Origin of the sequence: Comamonas sp. MYb396, from assembly GCF_037479555.1 — a bacterium.
In the GTDB taxonomy this organism is placed as follows: domain Bacteria; phylum Pseudomonadota; class Gammaproteobacteria; order Burkholderiales; family Burkholderiaceae_C; genus Comamonas.
The window spans coordinates 28997-41642 of record NZ_JBBGYU010000015.1 but is presented as its reverse complement, the minus strand read 5'-3'; the positions used below and the strand labels follow the sequence as shown (position 1 = coordinate 41642).

10 protein-coding genes and 2 tRNA genes are annotated in these 12646 nt (G+C 63.3%); 5 read left to right on the top strand and 7 right to left on the bottom strand.

Going from position 1 to position 12646, the window contains the following annotated elements; genetic code table 11:
- The first annotated feature begins 232 nt into the window (after nucleotides 1-232).
- From pssA to WH265_RS23835, 4 genes are all read left to right on the top strand, one after another.
- On the top strand, nucleotides 233-1120 hold the full coding sequence (gene pssA / locus WH265_RS23850; RefSeq protein WP_312990404.1) for a CDP-diacylglycerol--serine O-phosphatidyltransferase: 888 nt from the start codon (nucleotides 233-235) through the stop codon (nucleotides 1118-1120).
- 221 nt (nucleotides 1121-1341) lie between these two features.
- Entirely contained in the window at nucleotides 1342-3066 is a 1725-nt protein-coding gene (gene leuA, locus WH265_RS23845) for a 2-isopropylmalate synthase (protein ID WP_339559881.1), read from the top strand.
- A gap of 154 nt (nucleotides 3067-3220) precedes the next feature.
- Nucleotides 3221-4759: a 2-isopropylmalate synthase gene (locus WH265_RS23840; protein ID WP_021024887.1), complete on the top strand. Its 1539-nt coding sequence runs from the start codon at nucleotides 3221-3223 to the stop codon at nucleotides 4757-4759.
- Nucleotides 4760-4876: 117 nt separating this feature from the next.
- Nucleotides 4877-6004 carry a serine hydrolase gene (locus WH265_RS23835; protein WP_027010406.1) on the top strand — a complete coding sequence of 376 codons (1128 nt, stop codon included), beginning with the start codon at nucleotides 4877-4879 and terminating at the stop codon, nucleotides 6002-6004.
- A 69-nt stretch (nucleotides 6005-6073) separates the two neighbouring features.
- Here the strand turns inward: WH265_RS23835 and WH265_RS23830 are convergent, their stop codons facing one another.
- The 6 genes from WH265_RS23830 to WH265_RS23805 form a co-directional block, all read right to left on the bottom strand.
- Nucleotides 6074-6871: an IclR family transcriptional regulator gene (locus WH265_RS23830; RefSeq protein WP_021024885.1), complete on the bottom strand. Its 798-nt coding sequence runs from the start codon at nucleotides 6869-6871 to the stop codon at nucleotides 6074-6076.
- Between the two features lie 55 nt (nucleotides 6872-6926).
- The gene (locus WH265_RS23825; RefSeq protein ID WP_339536169.1) at nucleotides 6927-7685 is read right to left on the bottom strand and encodes an arginyltransferase; all 759 of its coding nucleotides are present in this window, start codon (nucleotides 7683-7685) and stop codon (nucleotides 6927-6929) included.
- Complete coding sequence (gene aat / locus WH265_RS23820; protein ID WP_339559880.1) at nucleotides 7678-8463, bottom strand: leucyl/phenylalanyl-tRNA--protein transferase; 786 nt, start codon at nucleotides 8461-8463, stop codon at nucleotides 7678-7680. The genes WH265_RS23825 and aat overlap by 8 nt, the downstream gene beginning before the upstream one ends.
- Before the next feature lie 146 nt (nucleotides 8464-8609).
- Nucleotides 8610-8685: transfer RNA gene (locus WH265_RS23815), tRNA-Asn, on the bottom strand.
- Between the two features lie 46 nt (nucleotides 8686-8731).
- Nucleotides 8732-8807: transfer RNA gene (locus WH265_RS23810), tRNA-Asn, on the bottom strand.
- Nucleotides 8808-8882: 75 nt separating this feature from the next.
- Nucleotides 8883-9326 (bottom strand): YbaN family protein, encoded by a 444-nt coding sequence (locus tag WH265_RS23805; RefSeq protein WP_043338211.1) that lies wholly within the window; start codon nucleotides 9324-9326, stop codon nucleotides 8883-8885.
- A 140-nt stretch (nucleotides 9327-9466) separates the two neighbouring features.
- Here WH265_RS23805 and def point away from each other — a divergent pair, with 140 nt between their 5' ends.
- Complete coding sequence (gene def, locus WH265_RS23800) at nucleotides 9467-10006, top strand: peptide deformylase (protein ID WP_339559879.1); 540 nt, start codon at nucleotides 9467-9469, stop codon at nucleotides 10004-10006.
- Between the two features lie 19 nt (nucleotides 10007-10025).
- Here the strand turns inward: def and WH265_RS23795 are convergent, their stop codons facing one another.
- Complete coding sequence (locus WH265_RS23795; RefSeq protein ID WP_021024880.1) at nucleotides 10026-12644, bottom strand: [protein-PII] uridylyltransferase; 2619 nt, start codon at nucleotides 12642-12644, stop codon at nucleotides 10026-10028.
- Nucleotides 12645-12646: the final 2 nt, after the last annotated feature.

Sequence of the window (12646 nt, the reverse complement as noted above, 5' to 3'; positions counted from 1 at the left end):
AAGGTCTGCACATCGGCTTGCAAACTGACAAGAAAAAACCCCCGTTTGAAAAAACGGGGGTTTATCAGCAACCTGAGGACTGCCTTGGCAGTCCTTTTTTCATGGGCATGCCAGGCGGGCCCCTATTGGCAAAAGCTACACTGTAGGCCATGGCCGGCCGGGCCCGAGCCTGCCGGAAACTATAAAATATGTAGCTGATTGCGCAGAGATAGCTGGCGCTGGAGTGGATTGAATGCTGGACGAAAACGAAACCAAGCCCAAGGCCGCAGCGCATGCACTGCAGCCTGCGCAGCGCAAGTGGCGCAAGGGCATCTATGTGCTGCCCAACTCGTTTACCTTGGCCGCCTTGTTTGGCGGTTTTTACTCGATCGTGATGGCCATGAATGGCCGTTTCGAGGCTGCGGCCGTGGGCGTGTTCTGCGCGATGGTGCTCGATAGCCTGGACGGCCGCGTGGCGCGCATGACGCACACGCAAAGCGCCTTTGGCGAGCAGATGGATTCGCTGTCGGACATGGTGTCCTTTGGTGCGGCGCCGGCGCTCATTGCCTATGAGTGGGCGCTGCGCCCGCTGGGCCGCTGGGGCTGGATCGCAGCCTTTGTCTATTGCTCCTGCGCAGCGCTGCGCCTGGCGCGCTTCAATGTGAACACCGGGGTGGTGGACAAGCGCTACTTCCAGGGCATGCCATCGCCCGCTGCTGCAGCCTTGGTGGCGGGCTTTATTTGGCTCACCAGCGCGCTCCTGGTATCGCACCGCGATGTGCCGATTTTCGGCCAGGTGATTGCGCTGTTTGGCGGTTATCCGGCCAGCCGCGATGACCTGTCCTGGATCATGTTTGCCATCACCTTGCTGGCGGGCCTGACCATGGTCACCAATATCCCGTACTACAGCTTCAAGGATGCGGGCGCTGCCAAGAGCGTGCCCTTCATCTCGCTGGTGGTAGTGGTGCTGTTGCTGGCGGTGGTCAGCATCGAGCCGGCCACGATGCTGTTCCTGATCTTTGTGGCCTATTCGCTCTCGGGCTATGTGATCTATGCCTGGCGCCGCTTCAAGGGCCAGCATGTCTCGATCGTGGCGACCTCGACCGACGAGCCCGAAGAGCGCGGCTTGCACCACGATTGAGTTTTTTGCAGACACCGGGCAAAACCTGTGTTAGAGTAAACGCCATGCAAAACCTGTCCCTAGCTCTACTACTAGCATGTCCAACGGGCAGGTAGAGTAGCGCGCAGTTTTTCACCCCTACACCTCGGCCCGTTTGCACCAGCAACGGGCCGATTCTGTTTTAGCAGGTTGCTGGTTTCCAACCCCGAACTTTTTGTTCCGATGAGAAAGACCAGACAACCATGTTGACCCAACCTTCCAGCAAGTACCGCGCTTTTCCAGCCATTGCGTTGCGTGACCGCACCTGGCCTGATGCCCAGATCACCCAGGCGCCCATCTGGCTGTCCACCGATCTGCGCGATGGCAACCAGGCGCTGATCGAGCCCATGGACCTGGCGCGCAAGCTGCGCATGTTCGACATGCTGGTCAAGATTGGTTTCAAGGAAATCGAAGTCGGCTTTCCCGCGTCCTCGCAGATCGAGTTCGACTTTGTGCGCCAATTGATCGAGGAAAAGCGCATTCCCGCTGACGTCACCATCCAGGTGATGACCCCCGCCCGCCCTGAGCTGATCACGCGCACGGTCGAGGCCCTGCAAGGCGCGCCGCGCGCCATCGTCCACATCTACAACGCGGTGGCCCCGGTCTGGCGCAAGGTGGTGTTCGGCATGAGCGTGCCCGAGGTGATGGCCCTGGTCAAAGACCAGGTCAGCCACCTCAAGACCTTGACCGATGCCCAGCCCGGCACCGAATGGGTCTTGCAGTACTCGCCCGAGACCTTCTCGCTCGCCGAGCTTGAGGTCTCCTTGCAGGCCTGCGAGACCGCGATTGCCGCCTGGGGCGCGGGCCGTGACATCATCCTGAACCTGCCCACCACGGTAGAGAACGCCACCCCCAATGTGTTTGCCGACCAGATCGAGTGGATGGTGCGCAAGTTCGCCAGCCGCCCTGAGGTGGTGGTGTCCGTGCACCCGCACAATGACCGTGGCACCGGCACGGCCAGCGCCGAGTTGGCCTTGATGGCCGGCGCCCACCGCGTCGAAGGCTGCCTGTTTGGCAATGGCGAGCGCACCGGCAACCTCGACATCGTCAACGTGGCCTTGAACATGTATGTGCAGGGCGTATCGCCCCAGCTCGATTTCTCGGACATCGATGCCATCCGCGCTGAAGTCGAGTACTGCAACCAGTTGCCCGTGCCCGCGCGCCACCCCTATGCCGGCGACCTGGTCTACACCTCGTTCTCGGGCTCGCACCAGGACGCCATCAAGAAGGCCTTTGCGGCCCGCCAGGATGCCGATATCTGGGAAATTCCTTACCTGCCGATCGACCCCAAGGACCTGGGCCGCAGCTACGAGGCTGTGATCCGCGTCAACAGCCAGTCGGGCAAGGGCGGCATCTCCTACCTGCTCGAAGAAGCCTATGGCCTGGCGATGCCACGCCGCTTGCAGATCGAGTTCAGCCAGGTGGTGCAGCGCGCGATGGACACGGCCGGCACCGAGTTCACCGCCAAGGACCTCTGGCAGATCTTCGAGCGCGAGTACCAACTCAGCGCCAACCATGCACTGGCCCAGTACCGCGTGGAATCGAACGACAGCGATGATGTGCGCATCAGCGGCAAGGTGCAGTGGGCCGGTCAGGCCGTCAGCATTGCCGGCCACGGCAATGGCCCGATCGATGCCTTTGTGCAAGCGGTCAGCAGCGCCATCGGTATTCCTGTGCGTCTGCTCGATTACAGCGAACATGCCGTTGCCGCCAGCGATGCCCGTGGCGACAAGGGCGCCAATGCCACGGCCGCTGCCTATATCGAGCTGCGCGTGGGCGACAGCCAGAGCCTGTACGGCGTGGGCATGGACAGCAACAGCACCCAGGCGGCTTTCCGCGCGGTGATGAGCGCGGTAGCACGTAGCGGTGCTGTCGCCAGCGTGCAAACGGCAGCGCCACAAGCGGCTGCACAAGTAGCTACCGCCTAACCACAGGCGGAGCAAAGCACGTAAACTGTAGCGCGGTTGAAGCAGGCTGCAGGAGGGCGAGCAGATCGCTTTCCTGCAGCCTGTTTTAGAGATTCCACTCACCCACGGTGGTAGCACGGCGGCAGCGCAAGACCAATGCAATGGAGAACACACGATGAGCGACCAACTGATTATTTTTGATACCACCTTGCGCGATGGCGAGCAATCGCCCGGCGCCTCGATGACCAAGGACGAAAAGCTGCGCATTGCGCGCCAACTCGAACGCCTCAAGGTGGACGTCATCGAGGCCGGTTTTGCCGCCAGCTCCAACGGTGATTTCGATTGTGTCCAGAGCATCGCCTCCATCATCAAGGACTCGACCATCTGCTCGCTGGCCCGCGCCAACGACCGCGACATCGCCCGCGCGGCCGAGGCCTTGAAGCCCGCCAACCGTGCGCGTATCCACACCTTCATTGCGACCAGCCCGCTGCACATGGAGAAAAAGCTGCGCATGTCGCCCGATGAGGTGTTCGAACAGGCCAAGATGTCGGTGCGCTTTGCCCGCAACCTGGTGGGCGATATCGAGTTCAGCCCGGAAGACGGCTACCGCAGCGACCCTGATTTCCTCTGCCGCGTGATCGAGGCCGTGATTGCCGAAGGCGCCACGACCATCAACGTGCCCGACACCGTCGGCTACGCGATCCCCGAGCTCTATGGCCAGTTCATTCTGAACCTGCGCGAGCGCATTCCCAACAGCGACAAGGCCATCTGGTCGGTGCACTGCCACAACGACCTGGGCATGGCCGTCGCCAACTCGCTCGCCGGCGTCAAGATCGGTGGTGCACGCCAGGTGGAATGCACGATCAACGGCCTGGGCGAGCGCGCGGGTAACTGCTCACTCGAAGAGGTGGTCATGGCCGTCAAGACGCGCCGTGACTATTTTGGCCTCGATGTCAACATCGATGCCCAGCACATCGTGGCTGCCAGCCGCCTGGTGAGCCAGACCACCGGCTTTGTGGTGCAGCCCAACAAGGCCGTGGTGGGTGCCAATGCCTTTGCCCATGCCTCCGGCATCCACCAAGATGGCGTGCTCAAGGCGCGCGACACCTACGAGATCATGCGCGCCGAAGATGTGGGCTGGAGCGCCAACAAGATCGTGCTGGGCAAGCTCTCGGGCCGCAACGCCTTCAAGCAGCGCCTGCAGGAGCTGGGCGTGGTGATGGACAGCGAAAGCGAGATCAATGCCGCATTCGCCCGCTTCAAGGACTTGGCCGACCGCAAGAGCGAGATTTTTGACGAAGACATCCTGGCGCTGGTGCACATGGAAGGCGCCGAGGCGCAGGCCGAAACCTACCGCTTTGTCTCGCTGTCGCAATCGAGCGAAACGGGCGAGCAGCCCAAGGCTAGCGTGGTGCTGATTGCCCACGGCCAGGAGGTGCGCGGCGAGTCCACTGGCAACGGCCCGGTCGATGCCTCGATGAAGGCGATTGAGTCGCAGGCGCGCAGCGGCGCCGAGATGGTGCTGTATGCCGTCAATGCGATCAGCGGCTCGACCGAGAGCCAGGGCGAGGTGACCGTGCGCTTGCAGATGGGCGGCCGTGTTGTGAACGGTGTAGGCGCAGACCCTGATATTGTGGTGGCGTCAGCGAAGGCTTACATCGCTGCGCTAAACAAGTTACAAAATCCTACGGAGCGAGTAGCTGCACAAGGTTGAGACTTCGGAATATAATTTCACTTAAATAATTGAAGAATCGCGTAAGTTAATGAATTTGCGCGATTTTTTAAATCCAAATTTCCGCTGTCAGCTATCGTATTTGTAGGGAGCAGAATAATGGCGCTACGTCATCGCAGTGTTTTGCGTCGTTTTTCACATTTGTTTGCAATTTGTACCTTGGCCTTTGGTTTGTCCGCTCCCAGCGTGCAGGCCAGCACCAAGAACAAGCCCGCTCCCAAGGCCCATGTGCAGGCCAAGGCCGGCAAAAAGCAGGCGGCCGTGGCCTCCAAGGGTGAGCGCAATGGCCGCCACAAGCAGGCCGCTGCTGCCCCCGCTTCTAAAAAGGTCGCCGGCAAAGCCAGCAAGGGCAAGACCACACTGGCCAAGGCAGGGCGCCACGCAGGGCGCGCTGCCGTTGCCGCTGCCGTCATCATCCCCGAGCGCCAGTCCTTTGGCCAGATGGCCGGTCTGCATGATGTGACCGATCCACTGGCGCTCAAATCCAGCGTGGCCCTGGTGCTGGACCAGGACACCCATGAAGTGCTGCTGTCCAAGAACGACCATGCCGTGCTGCCGATCGCCTCGCTCACCAAGCTGATGACCGGCCTGATCATCTCCCAGGCCCAGCTGCCGATGGACGAGATGATCACCATCACCCAGGACGATGTGGATACCGAAAAGCACAGCAGCTCGCGTCTGCGCGTGGGCACCACCTTGATGCGTGGCGAATTGCTGCACTTGGCGCTGATGTCCAGCGAGAACCGCGCAGCCCATGCGCTGGGCCGCACCTACCCCGGTGGCCTGCAGACCTTTGTGGGCATGATGAACATGAAGGCCAAGATGCTGGGCATGGCCGATACCCGCTATGTCGAGCCCACCGGTCTGTCGAGCTCCAACCAGTCCAGCGCCTTTGACCTGGCCACCTTGGTCAATGTCGCGCACTCCGATCCGCTGATGCGCGATCTGACCACCTCGCCGTCCTACCAGGTGGAAGTGGGTGAGCGCACCCTCCAGTTCAACAACACCAACCGCCTGGTGCACAACCCGGACTGGAATATCGGCCTGCAAAAGACTGGCTACATTTCCGAAGCAGGACGCTGCCTGGTGATGCAGACCCAGGTCGCCGGCCGCAAGCTCATCATGGTGTTCTTGGATTCGGCCGGCAAGTTCGGTCGTCTGGCAGATGCCGAGCGCGTGCGCCACTGGGTCGAAGGCTCGGGCGCGCAGCTGCTGGCCAAGCACTGAGCGCGCTGCGCCCACAAAAAAACCTGCCGAGGCAGGTTTTTTTGCGCGGGGGTGAGGGCCTGCCCGGGCTCAGCGTGCGTTGGGCTGGCGGTGCTCGTCAAAGCCCAGGGCGGACGAGATCTCGCTGGCCGTGGCCTGCAGGCGGGTGGTCCAGGCGTCTTCGAGCCGGTCGGCGGGGGCCGACACCGACAGGCCGGCGACCAGGCGCCCCTGGTCGTCATAGATGCCCGCTGCCATGCAGCGCACGCCCAGCTCCAGCTCCTCGTTGTCGCGCGCCACGCCGTACTGGCGGGTCTTGGACAGCTCGCGCTCGAGCACCGCCAAATTGGTGATGCTGTTCTTGGTGTTGCCGGCCAGGCCCGTGCGCATCGCATAGGCGCGCACGCGCTCGGGCTCGTCATTGGCCAAAAAGAGCTTGCCCGTCGATGTCAGGTGCAGCGGCGCATGGCCGCCGATGGCGCGCACCACCTGCATGCCCGAGCGCTCGCTGAAGCTGCGCTCCACATAGACGATCTCATCGCCCTGGCGCATGCTCAGGTTGATGGCCTGCTGGGTCGCCAGGTGCAGCCGGCGCATCGGCAGCAGGGCCACTTCGCGTACATTGATGCGCGCCTTGACCAGGTTGCCCAGCTCCAGAAGGCGCATGCCCAGGCGGTAGCTGCCCGATTCGGGGCGGTCCACAAAGCGGCCAATGGTCAGGTCGTTCAAGATGCGGTGCGTCGTCGACGGGTGCAGGCCCGTGATCTCGCTCAGCTCCTTGAGTGACACCGCTTCCTCGCGCGTGGCCAGGACGTCCAGCAGCGTGAACATGCGCTCTAGCACTTGCACGCTGGGCTTGGTGACGGTGTCATGTGTGGTTTTGGTCATGCGTAGACTGGCGCTCAAATAACAAAGATAGGGGTGGGCCGCTTGATCGGAGCGATCAAGGGGCGCAATGGTTGGCGAGCTGGCCCGGTTGCCAGCGCTGGTCGATATAGACCTCATAGGGCTGGTAATCGGCCTTGTATTGCATCTTGGGGCTGGCGGCAATCCAGTAGCCCAGGTAGAGGTAGGGCAGGCCCATCGCGCGGCACTGTTCAATCTGCCACAGCACGTTGTAGGTGCCGTAGCTGGTGTGGGCCTCGGGCTCGTAAAAGGTGTAGACGGCCGACAGGCCGTCATTGAGGATGTCGATGATCGAGACCATCTTCAAAGCGCCGGGCTGCTGGCCTTGCGCGGGCTCGCGAAACTCCACCAGGCGGCTGTTGACCCGGCTTTGCAGCATGAACTGCGAATACTGCTCGACGCTGTCCTCATCCATGCCGCCACCGGTGTGGCGCGCCGACTGGTAGCGCAGGTAGAGCGCGTAGTGCTCGCGCAGAAAACCCAGCGGCAGCACGCGCACCTCCAGCGCCTGGTGCTGCTTGCGCGCGCGGCGCTGGTGGCGCTTGGGTTTGAAGTCCTGCACCTGCACGCGCAAGGGCACGCAGGCCTGGCAGCCGTCGCAATAGGGGCGGTAGGTGAACAGGCCGCTGCGGCGAAAACCCTGCTGGATCAGCTCGGAGTAGACATCGTTCTGGATGGCGTGGCTGGGCGTGGCTACCTGAGAGCGCGCCATGCGCGCTTCGAGATAGCTGCATGGGTAGGGCGCTGTCGCATAAAACTGCAAGCTGTGCAGCGGTAGTTCGTTCAGCCTACTCATCCGGATGCGGAGATGTCATTTCAGATAGTGGGATTATGTCAGTCCCATCGCGAGATGCAAACTCCCAGCGCATAGGGGGCAGCGCTATTTGCGTGCGCACATTCTCTAAAAACCGGCTGCGCGGCACTTCGGCAGCGCCCATGAAGGCCAGATGCCCGGTGTTTTGCTGGCAGTCGATCATTGGCACCTGCTCGCGCCGGCAGATCTGCACCAGCGCGGCCAGTGCGATCTTGGAGCCATTGGGTACCGTGGTGAACATCGATTCGCCAAACACCGCGCGGCCCATGGCCACGCAATACAGGCCGGCCACCAGCTGGCCGCCTTGCCACAGCTCCACGCTGTGGGCAAAGCCATCCCGGTGCAGCTGGGTGTAGGCCGCCTGGATGTCGTCGACGATCCAGGTGCCATCCTGGCCCGGGCGGTCCTGCTGGCTGCAGGCGGCAATCACGGCGGCAAAGTCGCTGTCGATGCGCAGCTCGCTGTTTGGATCCTGCTCGAACTTGCGGATCGCCTGCTTGAGTGAGCGGTGCAGCCGGAAGTTGGCAGGTTGCAGCACCATGCGCGGATCGGTGGACCACCACAGAATGGGGGAGCCTTCGCTGAACCAGGGGAAGATGCCCTGGCGATAGGCCTGCTGCAGGTGGGCGCTGTCAAGCACGCCGCCGGCGGCCAGCAGGCCGGGGTGCGGGGTGTGGGACCCCCAGGCCATGTCCACGGGTGGAAAGTCGTCATCGGCTTGCAGCCAGGCAAGCGGGGGCGTGTGGTGGTTGGCGCTCATGGTGTTGCCTGCCATGGTAGCGGCCAAATGGCGCGCTGCTGGCCCCCAAAGCTACGCGGGGGTGACAAATACTGCAGTTCTGCCGCCGCTGCAGGCCGGAGGCGGCAAAAACAAAAAAGCCTGCACGGCAGTGCAGGCTTCTTGAATGGCTCCTCAACCTGGGCTCGAACCAGGGACCTACGGATTAACAGTCCGGCGCTCTACCAACTGAGCTATTGAGGAATAAACAGTGAACAGGCTTTGTGCGATTGCAAAGCCAAAAAAGCTTTGGCTCCTCAACCTGGGCTCGAACCAGGGACCTACGGATTAACAGTCCGGCGCTCTACCAACTGAGCTATTGAGGAACAAGACTGCGATTATAGAACGAATTTTTGCCCTGAAAAACGGGCGAGGTCATTTTTTGCCGCGCAGCGCTGGGCTCATTGCGGCGCCGGGGGCTCGGGCCGGCACCACAGCCAGGCCAGCACGCAGGCCATGCAGCCAATCGACAACAGCTTGGCCCAGCCAGGCGCTGGCACCAGCAGCATGATGACTGCGCACAGCGCCATCGTGATGCTGGCGCTCCATTTGGCCTTGCGGCTGACAAAACCGCCGGCCGCCCAGTTGCGCAGCATGCCGCCAAACAGGCGGTGGCGCCACAGCCAGGCATGCAGGCGCGGCGAGCTGCGCGCTGCGCAAGCCCCGGCCATCAGGATGAAGACCGTGGTCGGCAGCCCCGGCACAAAAATGCCGATGATGCCCATCGCCAGGCAGGCCACGGCCGCCAACAGCAGCAGCCAGCGCAAGACCGGACTGCGGATGGGGCAGTAGGCCGGTGTCTGCAGGTCTGGCAGCGCGGTGGAAGAGGCTCCGGGCTCGTTCATGGTCCAGCATTGTGCATCGCGCCGCATAACAGTGTCTTGATGCTGGGCAAGGGGGGTGGGCATCTTGCTGCGCTGCGGCGCCGGTGTTTTGGGTGGCAAAAGGCGCCAGACGGGCTTGCGCGCTGCGCTACCATGCCGGCATGGCGATCTATCCAATCTTGAAAATGGGCGATGCCCGTTTGCTGCGCACCGCGCAGCCCGTGACCGAATTTGACACCGATGCGCTGCACCAGTTGGTGCAGGACCTGCTCGACACCATGCGCGACGCCAACGGCGCGGGCCTGGCGGCGCCGCAGATCGGGGTGGACCTGCAGGTGGTGTTCTTCGGCTCGCCCGATCGCAACCCGCGCTACCCGGACCGCCCGCTGGTGCCGCCCACGGTGCTGATCAACCCGGTGATCACGCCCTTGTCGGACGAGGAAGAAGACGACTGGGAGGGTTGCCTGTCGGTGCCCGGGCTGCGCGGCATGGTGCCGCGCTGGCGCAAGATCCGCTACACCGGCTTTGACCAGTACGGCGACCCGATTGACCGCGTGGCCGAAGGCTTCCATGCCCGGGTGGTGCAGCATGAGTGCGACCACCTCTGGGGCAAGCTCTACCCAATGCGGGTGCGCGATTTCAGCCAGTTCGGCTTTACCGAGGTGCTGTTTCCCGGTATCAGCGCGGCCGAGGACGACTGAGCCGGGTCCGCCTTAACGGTCAACCGGCCGCGCCGCTGCCCGTCGCGGCCAGTGCCCAGAGCAGCTCGGTCTCGATCGCGATCTGGCTCACATTGTTCTGCAGCTCCGGGCCCTGCAGCAAAAAGCTGTCTTCCACGCGCTCGCCCAAGGTGCTGATCTTGGCCAGCTCCACACTCAGCTGGTGGCGCGCCAGGATGCGTGCCACGGTGTAGAGCAGGCCTGCGCGGTCTGCCGCCGAGATGGACAGCAGCCAGCGCTGGCCTTTGTCATCGGGGCGCAGCAGCACGCGCGGCGCCACCGGAAAGCTCTTGACCCGGCGCGATACGCGGCGCTGCGCGGGCTCGGGCAGCGGCTGGGCGGCCACCAGCACGCGCGTGAGCTCGCTCTCGACCAGGTTGATCAGCTCGCGATAGCTTTGCGGTGCATCGGTCGCCACCACCTGGAAGGTGTCGAGCGCATAGCGGTTAAGGGCGGTGTGCACGCGCGCGTCCAGAATCGAGAAACCCGCCTGGTCGAAATAGCTGCAGATGCGGGCAAACAGATCGGGCTGGTCGGGCGCATACACCATCACCTGCAGGCCTTCGCCGGCCAGCGACTGGCGCGCACGCACCAAGGTGGCCTTGCTGCCCACGGCGCGTGACAGGTGGCGCGTATGCCAGGCGATATCGGCGGCCTCGTGGCGCAGAAAATAATCGAGGCCCAGCGTGTCCCACAGCGCTTTTTGCGATTCATGGGGCTGGGCCGACAGCGCCAGCAGCACCAGCGCTTCGCGCTTGCGGATTTCCACCTGCGCGGCCACATCGGGTGCCCGCCCGCCCAGTACGCGCAGCGTCGAGCGGTACAGGTCTTCGAGCAGCTTGCCTTTCCAGGCATTCCAGACCTTGGGGCTGGTGCCACGGATGTCGGCGACGGTCAGCAGGTAGAGCGCGGTGAGCCGGCGCTCATTGCCCATGCGCTGGGCAAAGGCGGTGATCACCTCGGGGTCGGACGTATCCTGCTTTTGCGCGACCTGGCTCATCGTCAGGTGCTCGCGCACCAGGAACTCGACCAGCTGCCGGTCCTCCTTGGCAATCTGGTGGTCGCGGCAAAAACGCTTGACTTCGAGCGCACCGATCTCCGAATGGTCACCACCCCGGCCCTTGCCGATATCGTGGAACAGGGCGGCCAGGTACAGAATCCAGGGCTTGTCCCAGCCAGCGGCCAGCTGGGAGCAGAACGGGTACTCATGCGCATGCTCGGCCATGAAAAAGCGCCGCACATTGCGCAACACCATCAGGATGTGCTGGTCCACCGTGTAGACATGGAACAGGTCGTGCTGCATCTGGCCCACGATGCGGCGGAACGGCCAGAGGTAGCGCCCCAGCACCGAGGTCTGGTTGAGCAGCCGCATCGCATGGGTGATGCCATGGGGCTGCTGCAGGATCTGCATGAAGGTGGCGCGGTTGACCGGGTCACGCCGGAACTGCGCATCCATCAGCTGGCGCGCATGGTAGAGCGCGCGGAAGGTACGGGCCGACAGGTCCTTCAAGCCCGGCTCGGTCTCGTAGAGCAAGAAGGTGCGCAAGATCGCATGCGGGTTGCGCTGGTAGACCTCGTCGTCGGCGACCTCGATGAGGCCGGCCTTGTCGTAGAACTCGTCATCGATGCGGCGCAAGGTGTGGTTGCCCGGGTGCAGGCGCTCGTCCATGTTCAGCATCAGGATCTGCGTGAGCTGGGCCACGGCCTTGGCAGCCCAGTAGTAGCGCTTCATCAGCTCCTCGCTGGCGCGCTTGGGAAAGCGCTGGCCGGCCGGGGTGATGGTCTTGAAGCCAAAGGATTCGGCCACCGGCGTTTGCAGGTCGAACACCAGCCGGTCCTCGCGGCGCCGCGCCACAATGTGCAGCCGCGCGCGGATGAGGCAGATCAGGTCCTCGTTGCGCTGCAGGTTGCGCACCTCGTAGACGGTCGCCAGCCCCTTGTCGGCCAACTCCTTCCAGCGGCTGCCCAGGCCCGTGGCGCGGCCCAGCCAGAGGATCAGCTGCAGATCGCGCAGGCCACCGGGCGATTCCTTGCAGTTGGGCTCGAGCGCATAGACGGTGTTCTCGTACTTGTTGTGGCGCTGCTGCATCTCCAGCACCTTGGCCACGACAAAGGCATCGGGCTTGATGGACTGGGCCAGCGCCGCCTGGAACAGGTGGTAGAGGCGGGGCGAGCCAATGATGCGGCGCGACTCCAGCAGCGCTGTCTGCACCGTCACATCAGCCTGGGCTTCGCTGATGCACTGGCTGATGGTGCGCACGCTCGAGCCAATTTCCAGCCCGGCATCCCAGCACGAGCCGATGAACTGCTCGATCGCGGTGCGCAATTCGCTGTCCTGCTCCGGATCGGTGCCTTCGGGCAGCAGCAGCAGCACATCGATATCGGAATAGGGAAACAGCTTGCCCCGGCCAAAGCCGCCCACCCCCACCAGGTTCAGGCGGCCGGGCAGGCCGGCCAGGTGCCAGAGATCGCGCAGCAGCCCATCGGCCAGCTGCGAGAGCTTGCGCAGCTGGGTCTGTATGCCCCGGGTGCTGCTGCCCCCGGCCATGATGTCATCAAACAGGGCGCTGCGTTGCGCCTGGTACTGCTCGCGCAGCTGCGGAATGCGAGGATCGTTCATGG

What these genes read in the sequence shown, in the direction of transcription:
- WH265_RS23835 (WP_027010406.1), top strand. Translation starts at nt 4,877, where the DNA reads ATGGCGCTACGTCATCGCAGTGTTTTGCGTCGTTTTTCACATTTGTTT.
- def (WP_339559879.1), top strand. Translation starts at nt 9,467, where the DNA reads ATGGCGATCTATCCAATCTTGAAAATGGGCGATGCCCGTTTGCTGCGC.
- WH265_RS23795 (WP_021024880.1), bottom strand. Translation starts at nt 12,644, where the DNA reads ATGAACGATCCTCGCATTCCGCAGCTGCGCGAGCAGTACCAGGCGCAA.
- leuA (WP_339559881.1), top strand. Translation starts at nt 1,342, where the DNA reads ATGTTGACCCAACCTTCCAGCAAGTACCGCGCTTTTCCAGCCATTGCG.
- aat (WP_339559880.1), bottom strand. Translation starts at nt 8,463, where the DNA reads ATGAGCGCCAACCACCACACGCCCCCGCTTGCCTGGCTGCAAGCCGAT.
- WH265_RS23830 (WP_021024885.1), bottom strand. Translation starts at nt 6,871, where the DNA reads ATGACCAAAACCACACATGACACCGTCACCAAGCCCAGCGTGCAAGTG.
- WH265_RS23805 (WP_043338211.1), bottom strand. Translation starts at nt 9,326, where the DNA reads ATGAACGAGCCCGGAGCCTCTTCCACCGCGCTGCCAGACCTGCAGACA.
- pssA (WP_312990404.1), top strand. Translation starts at nt 233, where the DNA reads ATGCTGGACGAAAACGAAACCAAGCCCAAGGCCGCAGCGCATGCACTG.
- WH265_RS23840 (WP_021024887.1), top strand. Translation starts at nt 3,221, where the DNA reads ATGAGCGACCAACTGATTATTTTTGATACCACCTTGCGCGATGGCGAG.
- WH265_RS23825 (WP_339536169.1), bottom strand. Translation starts at nt 7,685, where the DNA reads ATGAGTAGGCTGAACGAACTACCGCTGCACAGCTTGCAGTTTTATGCG.